The sequence below is a fragment of the Faecalibacterium sp. Marseille-P9590 genome (assembly GCF_017377665.1).
In the GTDB taxonomy this organism is placed as follows: domain Bacteria; phylum Bacillota; class Clostridia; order Oscillospirales; family Ruminococcaceae; genus Faecalibacterium.
Window position 1 is genome coordinate 402,990 of record NZ_JAFREF010000002.1, and the last position, 8,323, is coordinate 411,312.

General features: G+C 49.2%; 10 protein-coding genes. 6 read left to right on the forward strand and 4 right to left on the reverse strand.

Translation table 11 applies throughout. The features are described 5' to 3' along the window. Nucleotides 1–10 precede the first annotated feature (10 nt). The 4 genes from J3349_RS04525 to J3349_RS04540 all read right to left on the reverse strand — a co-directional run bounded on the left by J3349_RS04525 (nt 11) and on the right by J3349_RS04540 (nt 4,269). Complete coding sequence (locus tag J3349_RS04525; protein ID WP_207676577.1) at nt 11–1,546, reverse strand: phage portal protein; 1,536 nt, start codon at nt 1,544–1,546, stop codon at nt 11–13. A gap of 103 nt (nt 1,547–1,649) precedes the next feature. Continuing rightward, nucleotides 1,650–3,305 carry a hypothetical protein gene (locus J3349_RS04530; protein ID WP_242699497.1) on the reverse strand — a complete coding sequence of 552 codons (1,656 nt, stop codon included), beginning with the start codon at nt 3,303–3,305 and terminating at the stop codon, nt 1,650–1,652. A gap of 98 nt (nt 3,306–3,403) precedes the next feature. Next, a complete protein-coding gene (locus tag J3349_RS04535) occupies nt 3,404–3,910 on the reverse strand; it encodes a restriction endonuclease (RefSeq protein ID WP_207676579.1) in 507 nt (168 codons plus the stop codon). Then, on the reverse strand, nt 3,910–4,269 hold the full coding sequence (locus J3349_RS04540) for a hypothetical protein (protein ID WP_207676580.1): 360 nt from the start codon (nt 4,267–4,269) through the stop codon (nt 3,910–3,912). The genes J3349_RS04535 and J3349_RS04540 overlap by 1 nt, the downstream gene beginning before the upstream one ends. Nucleotides 4,270–4,797: 528 nt before the next feature. Between J3349_RS04540 and J3349_RS04545 the strand changes: the two genes are divergently transcribed. The 6 genes from J3349_RS04545 to J3349_RS04570 all read left to right on the forward strand — a co-directional run bounded on the left by J3349_RS04545 (nt 4,798) and on the right by J3349_RS04570 (nt 8,190). Next, the gene (locus J3349_RS04545) at nt 4,798–5,643 is read left to right on the forward strand and encodes a hypothetical protein (protein ID WP_207676581.1); all 846 of its coding nucleotides are present in this window, start codon (nt 4,798–4,800) and stop codon (nt 5,641–5,643) included. A gap of 40 nt (nt 5,644–5,683) precedes the next feature. Then, on the forward strand, nt 5,684–5,857 hold the full coding sequence (locus J3349_RS04550) for a hypothetical protein (RefSeq protein WP_207676582.1): 174 nt from the start codon (nt 5,684–5,686) through the stop codon (nt 5,855–5,857). 207 nt (nt 5,858–6,064) lie between these two features. Next, complete coding sequence (locus J3349_RS04555) at nt 6,065–6,232, forward strand: hypothetical protein (RefSeq protein WP_207676583.1); 168 nt, start codon at nt 6,065–6,067, stop codon at nt 6,230–6,232. A 13-nt stretch (nt 6,233–6,245) separates the two neighbouring features. Then, nucleotides 6,246–6,677: a hypothetical protein gene (locus J3349_RS04560; protein ID WP_207676584.1), complete on the forward strand. Its 432-nt coding sequence runs from the start codon at nt 6,246–6,248 to the stop codon at nt 6,675–6,677. 6 nt (nt 6,678–6,683) lie between these two features. Continuing rightward, nucleotides 6,684–6,938, forward strand: coding sequence for a hypothetical protein (locus J3349_RS04565; protein WP_207676585.1), 255 nt, complete (start codon nt 6,684–6,686; stop codon nt 6,936–6,938). A gap of 118 nt (nt 6,939–7,056) precedes the next feature. Next, on the forward strand, nt 7,057–8,190 hold the full coding sequence (locus tag J3349_RS04570; protein ID WP_207676586.1) for an FtsK/SpoIIIE domain-containing protein: 1,134 nt from the start codon (nt 7,057–7,059) through the stop codon (nt 8,188–8,190). Nucleotides 8,191–8,323: the final 133 nt, after the last annotated feature.

An 8,323-nucleotide genomic window follows, 5' to 3' on the forward strand; every position in this document is an offset into this window, starting at 1 on the left:
TTACGCGGATTTACTTCTTAACTTCCTGCGGATTTCCACTACCACGATCTGACTGTGTTCGATCTTCACCTCGGCCTGATTGCCGTGTGCCAGAATCCGACTGATCGTGTCCTGCTGCTCCTGTGTCAGCTGATACGACATTGTTTTGAGCCTCCTTTTCGGCCAAAGCCTGCGCCTTGGCTTCCTGTTCCTCGGCATATTTTACGCTTTCGCGGTAAGCTTCATCCGGTGCAGCGAACATACCGCAGTGGACAAATGCCAACCGAGGGGCAATTTTCGGGTTTGCAAGCATCGTGGTCAAAACCTGCGACTTTTGCAGAATGTTTTCATAATTACGGCGCGTGAAACGAATGCCAATATCCGACAACTTCAAATTCATGCCGGACAAGGTATTACAAATATTCAGCACCACACGGAGAAATGCCTTTTCCGGCTTACGGAACATCCGCTCGGAACTCTTGGCACGAGCCTCAGCCGCAGACCAGCCATCACGCATGATAACGGCAGAACCAGTATCCGAGGTAGAAGTACCGCCATTGCGGTTAGGCATACCACAAATGGTAAGCACTACCTCGTATAAATGATCGACCAAAACCTGCGTTTCGGCTTGCCGCAGCTCGTTGGTGATGTAATTCACCTCCGCTTTCAAGTTCGTATCTGCGTCCTTGAACTTGATCGCGCCCTCCTCGCGGAATTTATCGTAATCTTCGTTTGAAATATCGACGTTATGAAACAGAAGCAAAGCCTGAACAAACTGCTCCACGCCGTCGATACGGTTAGAATCCACCAGATTGATTGCGTCCAGCAGGGGAAGCACCATTTCCGCAGCACCTACTCGCGCTCGATTCATCGGGTACTCAACAATCGGGATACCGCCCAAATTGTGATACTCGTGCTTCACCAGTGCATAGTCCGCAATCTCAAAATACTGATCGACCGTGTAACAACTATACACGGTCACACCATCTTCCCGCACAACGTACTTGACACCCATCATCGGCTTGTTACCCAAACCGGAGTAGTAGATCACAAATGCGTATCGCGGGTCGAGAGTGTAAATCTCAAACGGTGCCTCTGCGTCCTCGACTTCGTGAGGAACGGGAAGAACCATGCGGTAAGCAGTTCCAACTTCATGGAACCACTCTGCCAGATCGGTGTCCTCGCTGTCCTTATCACAGTCCACCATAAAATCGTTCAGACGCTCGACTTCTTTCAGGACTTTTTCATCACCGTTTCCATGCAGACGGGCCACATATTGCAGCGGCTCACCCACAAGGTAGCCGACTTTGAAATCCACAATTTCAGCATAGCGGTTTTCCACAATCTTGTTGCAGATTTCAGGTCGAACTTCCTTGACTCGGTTCAAGATAGCCTGTTTGCCTTTGTACTCTGCATAGAGATATTCCATGTCAGTTTTGTTCAGGTAATGAGTGGTCAATGCCTTGGACAGAACCGAAAGAACATTGTCGGCTGTGATCTCGTCAACATCCGTTTTAATAACTCGTCTACCGTGTCCGATACCCACAGCGTACTCCGTAAAATACAACGCAAACTAGCTCCTTTCCTCGAAAATCTACCTATATTATACCACTCTCCTATGGCTTGTTCAATACTTTTTGCGAAAATAACCATAGGAGAATAAAAGAAAATCAAAAAGGCCGTTTGAACACCTCGACGGTGCCACCGATCAGCAAACGAATACTGTTTTCCAGCAGGGAAAGAACGTCCGGTGCATCATCGTGAGGCACCTTGCCGCTGCGTACATAGGTGGTAAGCTGCCGCATAAAAATACCATATTCACTCGACCGCTTATAGGTACTCGGCGCACGGAAGTAAAAGTGCTTCTTGATGTTATCCGAGGCAAACTCAATACGAGCCTGTTTGTTGGTGGTAGTACGCTTGGTACGCACACTACACAAATAGCCCATATTCTTTACCAGCTGCTCCACATCCCGTGCATAGTAGGTGCCTGCGTTATTGGACTCAAAGGTTGCATCTGCGGCCTTATTCGTCACCAGCACCTTTGCGCACTGCGGCTTGGTCACTTCTGGGGGAGCATCGTTGAACACCAGATCAACAATATACACGTCGCTACCATAGATATAGGCCACCACCAGCGCGGTAAAGTCGCTGCCGTTTTCGGCGGGGTCGGCTACACCAATAATGGTATCAGGGTTACGATCTACCGGCAGTTCATAGAAATAATTTAGGGTATCAGCTGCAAACAGGAGGCCCTTGGCCTCGATAGGCTGCTGCTGGAACTCAGATTCCCACTGCTCAGGGTTCAGCATTTCGCGCTGTTCCCGGAAATACTCAGTGGTAAAAACCTTTTTGCCCTCGCGCTCGTACTCGTAATTGCTCTTGTCCGTTTCCAGATCGAGAGCCGGAATCTCGACGGCCCGCCATGTCCAGTTGTGCTTCCGGGCTTCCTCCTGCAAATGACCGATAGGGTCATACAGGGAATAGCGGGTGCCGGTTGCCACAATGGGCGTACCCTCAATGGCACGGCCCAGAATATCGCCAGAAATGACCTCCCACTTATTATCCAGCAGGACACGGTTCTTGGCCTCAGTACGGCCCTCCACGCAGTCGTCCAAATAGAGCAGGTTGGTAGCCTCAGACAAGCCAACCTGCCGTGCGTCGATGGAACGGCACATGACGGTCGGGAATCGCTTCTCGGATTTCAGGTTGATGGTTTTCAAGTCTGCACTGGTACTTACGAGCTTGGCCTCCGGGAAAATATCATAATAGTGGTACTCACTATCCTTGTCCAGATACTCCAAACAGCCCTTGTAGAAGCTCTTGATAAGATCATCACCGGTGCCCTCCATCAGAGTAGAGCGGTCAGGGTATTTGCCGGAGATCATATTTACGAAATTGATGCCAGTCTGACTTTTGCCTGCACGTTTCGGCATGGAGATCGTCAGGAGCTTCAATTTACCATCCAGAACATCTTGATACCCCTGTACCATAGGTTTCAGGTATCGACGGCGCGGCTCATAGAAACGCTTGCTGAGAGGCTTTCCGTACTCAATAGCCTGCAAATAATCATCGAAGAAATGCGGGGCACCAAACACCAGCGACCGATAAAGCAGCCGATCGAACTTCTCTGCCAAGTCCATCCGCTTCCGCTCTGCGCACCAGTGCAGGGCCTTGTAAACGCGAGGACGCAACATCTTGTGGTTTACCTCATGCGCAAGCGCAAAATCTTCCGTGGCCCATGCACGAATCAAGGCAAAGAGATCGTCATACGCCGGGAAATCGTGCGGGCTTCGGTCAATCGAAATAAGAATATTTGCACTCAAAGTCTGATAGTCCATCTTTTCCTCCAAAAACAAAAGAGGCCGGGAGCATATAGCTCTCAGCCTCTTTAGACTGTCCCCGGCCTTTGCCGGGGCTTATTTTATTTCAACGTAATCAGTTTGACATTATTCTCTGCGGCCAACTGCTGCGCCGCTTTGGTAAAACTAGAATTAGCAATAACACCCGCATAAACGGCACCGTAATGGGCCTTTGATGCCACAACTTCTTGAATTGGTGTGTTATCAAGCACGGCTGAATAGTGTTTACACTGGAATACCCAAACTTGCCCGTTTTTATCTTTGGCGGTAATGTCTGCACCAAAGTCATTAGAAGCCGGGGTAACGGCGACAGAATGATAACCTTGCGTAACAAGCCATTTAGCAGCAGCGTGTTCGTACTCCAAACCGTTCATATCTTTTATTTTCTTTCCGTTAAGATTATAAAACTCAACGGAAGCACTGGTTTTATTTTTCAAAAACCAGCCGAGCAGGTAAAACGGCCATGTAAACAAGTACCACATCGCTTTCATTGACCAGATAAAAACTTTGCCGAGATATTTCATCATATCCGCAAACAACCACATGAACAATGCCGCAATCAGCTCCATTACACTTCCTCCATACCGAACTTCTTAAACAGTTCCTCGCTTGTCCAGCTCTGGGCCTTTTTTGTTTTTGCGCGGTTTTTTCGCGCACCTCGTTTGCCACCCGGATTGTTGCCGCACCTCTGCTCCACTGGTACATCCTCGTCCAGCACATACACCGGCTGTCCGGGCTGCTGGGGTATCAGGGCCACTTCATAGCCCAATGCTTCTACCAGATGCCGCAGGGTAGATAGCTTGAGATCGCTGCGCAATCGCGGGTCTATGGCCGGTGTTCCGCTTGGATATTGACACCTGCGGGCCAGCTCTGCTTTGGTTACTCCTGCATCCCGGAGGATAGACAGGATAGCGTCTTTGTGTGTCATAGTAGCACCTCATGTATAGTATATCACAAATTAACGAGGATGTTAATAGGGACTTTTTTTTATTTTTGTGGATATTTTGGAGGCTTACCCCGGCCCTCGATACCCCCGGCCCTTTTCCCCCGCCCCCGGTGCCTTGCTTCCAGTCAAACCAGCCCCAAACCGGCAGCAGATCAGGCCCGTTTTGACGGCGTTTCGTATAACATATATTATAGGAAACGATAATTTACGATGATACGTTATTTACATAGCTTCCAACCTGCCGCACCTGCATTATAGTTGCACAGCAGGGCAGAGGGTAGGCGGCAGAGGGGCGGCAGATCGGCACAGACTGGAAGCACTGCAAACCCGGAACCCGGCAGGCTGGAAGCAAGCGCGGCAGGCAGGGCAGGCCGTACCGGTGCCGGGGGCCAGACCTCACAGAGGGGCAGCAGATCGGGCCGGAAAAGGCTTGAACGTCTTTTATAAATAGTCGGTATGCGTGGTAGGTTCAACCCTGCCGGGGTGTGTTAGGTGTGTTATTTTCGTATTTTGCAGGAAATTCCCTATATAGGCCCCTATATAGAAAAATCCTTGCATTTTGCTGAAATGACACACCAAACACACCCCAAACCGATTTATATTGAAAATATTGAAAAACATATTGACAAAATATTGAAAAGTCAATATAATAGTAACTGTAAACGAAACGTTTACAGAAAAGAGGTATACACCATGAAACACAAATTGAATTTGACCGCTGAAAAGGTGCAAGCCCTGTGCATTGCAAACAACTATTGCACTGCAATGGACAGCGCCAACTATTCAACCATGCTGCACAATGTAGATCGGGACAACAAGCGCGGGTTTGGGCCGGTGCGGTTGGCACGTCTGGCACAGCTCATTAAACTGCACAGCGACACGGCACAGAGCGTGGAAGCAATCGCGGCAGAATTGCAGCAGGCAGGCACAGAGGCCCCCGCAGAACCCGAAAACGTGGAATATATGGAACGGCCTGCATATAACCCGTACACCTGCAAGGGCCGCAGAGCTGAAACGTGGTTTCATCGTTCCGTGTCTGCATACGATCTTGCAGAGCGGTTGACCGGCCCCGGCAGAGTCACAGAAGCGGCCTATAATGCAGCTTTCAAGCTGCTGGACTCTTGCCAGCGTTATGCACTGGCAGACGCGGCAGCGTGGGAACGGGACAACGATTGCAGATACAGCGGCAAACCGTGGCTTGTAAAGCAGATGAAACAGCTTGAAGAACGCAAAAAGAAATTGCAGGCGCGGTTAAATGTGTACGGGGTTATGATGGACAATTACGGCCTTTATCCCTCTATCCGGGAAATTGATAAACCCGGCACCGACTTGAATTTATTGCACTGGTTTGAATAAAAAAGGGGTGTACATATTGACACGCAAGGAAGAAATTGAAATGGAAGTTAGAAATCAGGCGGTTAAACTTTATCCGAAATGTGCCGGCCTTTTTGAACTTCCTTTAATGGTATATAGCCAGATCGTGCAGGACAACGAAACCCGGCGCAAGCCATACAGAATTAGCGTTGACCGCTGCAAGCGTATTATTTTAGCTATGCCGGAATTTGATTAAAACGGGGGTTTGTTTTATGACGTTGGAATTTCGCACCAAACGGAATAATAACGGTAATTGTAATTATTTGGGGATTGATACGGCTGCAAAAACTTTTACACGGGTTTGTAAAACGTGGATTTCAAAAGATATGCCAGAAGTTCGCCGGGTTGATCTTGATACAATCCGCGCGGCCTGCCTGCGGGATGGATATAAAGAGGTATAGCAATGTTTTATAAAATCGTGTTTTATCGCAAAAACATTTTTGACGAATTAGAGCGCGTGAAAACAGAGCGCGCAGAGTTTGCCAGTTACGACGCGGCGCGGGTTTGGGCACAGAACCAGCTTTATAAAATGGCCGGTGCCGTTACTGTGAACGTGTTCATGGATATTTGAGGGGGTTTATTTTATGGGTGCCGTGAATTATGGAACCGGCGATTATATCACGTTAGGATTAAACGTGAATCAAGTTTATAATGAATTAGAACAAAATTATAGGCACGATCGTGCAGACGCAATTATTGATAAATACGGGTTTGTTTATTTACATGTTGTTGCCAAACCCGGTTATTATGACGGGTTTTATATTGAAATTGAAAATAATTTTCCCGTCGCTTTTGACTGGTATCAAGAAAAGCAGGACGCGCAAAAGGAAATTACACAGGTTAAAAAGTGCCTGTTAGAGCTGTGCCGGGACGCAAAAGCGGTTGAAGTTTTCCCCGGTTGGTGTACAGGGTACAGTACAGAGGCAGAAACGCGGGACGCTATTAAAAAGGCTGTGCAGGAAATGCGGGACGACGTGCGCAGAACGCCAACGTGGGCACAGTATAACAGGGGGTAAAAGAATATGCGTAAATTTGAAATTGCAGGCTTTTCCCGTATTAGCAAGGCAGCAGCGCGGAAATTATACAACGCTGGCCAGATCGTTTATTTTTGCGCGGTCAATATGCGCCCCGGTGCCCCGTGGAATCCGGAATGCAGGGTGCAGCTTGACCCGGCAGACCCGGAACCGTTTGAAAATCGCGTGAATGCTTTTGAATTTTATAACTGTGCAGACTGCGAAACCGGCAAATATACCGCGTTTTACGTCAAGGGGGTTTAATCATGGTTTATCTTTTGACGCTTGCAGGCTGGCCCCTGTACCATGCACAGTGCGCGGCCCCGTTCTTTTATATGCTTGCTGCCGGGGCGGTTGTTTCCTTTATTGCAGAGGTACACAGATGAAAAATAAACAGGTTTGGCAACTGCCCCCGGTTGCATTGTTTCCCGCTGTGCAGGGCGGCACCTATACATATACAGAGCATAGCGGGGCAGATATAGCAGATTTTTTGACGCGGGGCGGCCTGCCCTGCACCTGTACAACCAACCGCCCCGGCGCACAGGTTGACCGGTACACGTTCCATGTTTGCGATTTTTATAAATTATCCCGTCTGCCGCGCTTGCTTCCAGCCCTTGAAACGTGGGCGGGGGCAGTTGTGCGCAGATCGGAACCGGCCCCGGCAGGGGCTTTTATTTTAGAGGTGCAGCGCAGGCAGCGCAGCGCGGTATATTTTGGGGATTGTGTCAATAGTAGAGCGTGGGCAACTTCAAGCCCCGGCGCGGCCCTGATAGGTGCAGGCGGGGCCGGTTGTGTGACTGCCCTAAACATTGACCACGCGCCCCACGTTTTAATAGCAGGCCAGACCGGTGCAGGCAAAAGCGTTTTGATAAATACTATTATTTGTAGTTTGCTTTTGAAGAATACACCGGACGCGGCGCGGCTTGTGTTCATTGACCCGAAGCAAGTTGAATTTTCCCGTTTTGCAGACCTGCCGCACGTCTACCCCGGTGATATGGTAACAAGTACCGGGGCCGCGTTGACCGCTCTACAAAAGCTCTGCGCAAATATGGAAGATCGTTATAGCAGGATGAAAAGCGCGGGTTTGAAAACATACACGGGGCAGCAGGTTTATATATTCATCGACGAATTAGCGGATTTAATGTTGACCGCTGGCAAAATCAAAAAACAGGTTGAAGAATGTATAATCAGAATAGCCCAAAAAGGCCGCGCGGCAGGGTATCACCTTATTATTGCAACCCAAACCCCGCGCAGCTCTGTTATAACCGGTTTAATTAGTGCAAACATTCCTGTTAAAATTGCGTTGACGGTTTCGAGTGTTCGAGAATCTGTTATTATTTTAGGACACAAAAACGCGGAACGGTTGACGGGGCGCGGCGATTGCATATTGAAAACCCCTCTGGCTGGTGAAATGCGATTGCAGGCCGCTTTTATTTCAGATCGACAAATAGACACGTTAATTGAATATTGGAAGAACCAGAAACGCCCCGCGCGGCGCGGTTGGTTCCGCTTTTGAGGCTCTGCCCTTTTTGGGTAGGGCTTTTTATTTTGCTTCCAGATCGGCACCGGTTGACCCTGCAAGGGGTCAACGCTTGCAGAGGGCGCACAGCGGCAGGCAGGGCCAGAGGGCAGCACAGAGGGCGCACAGC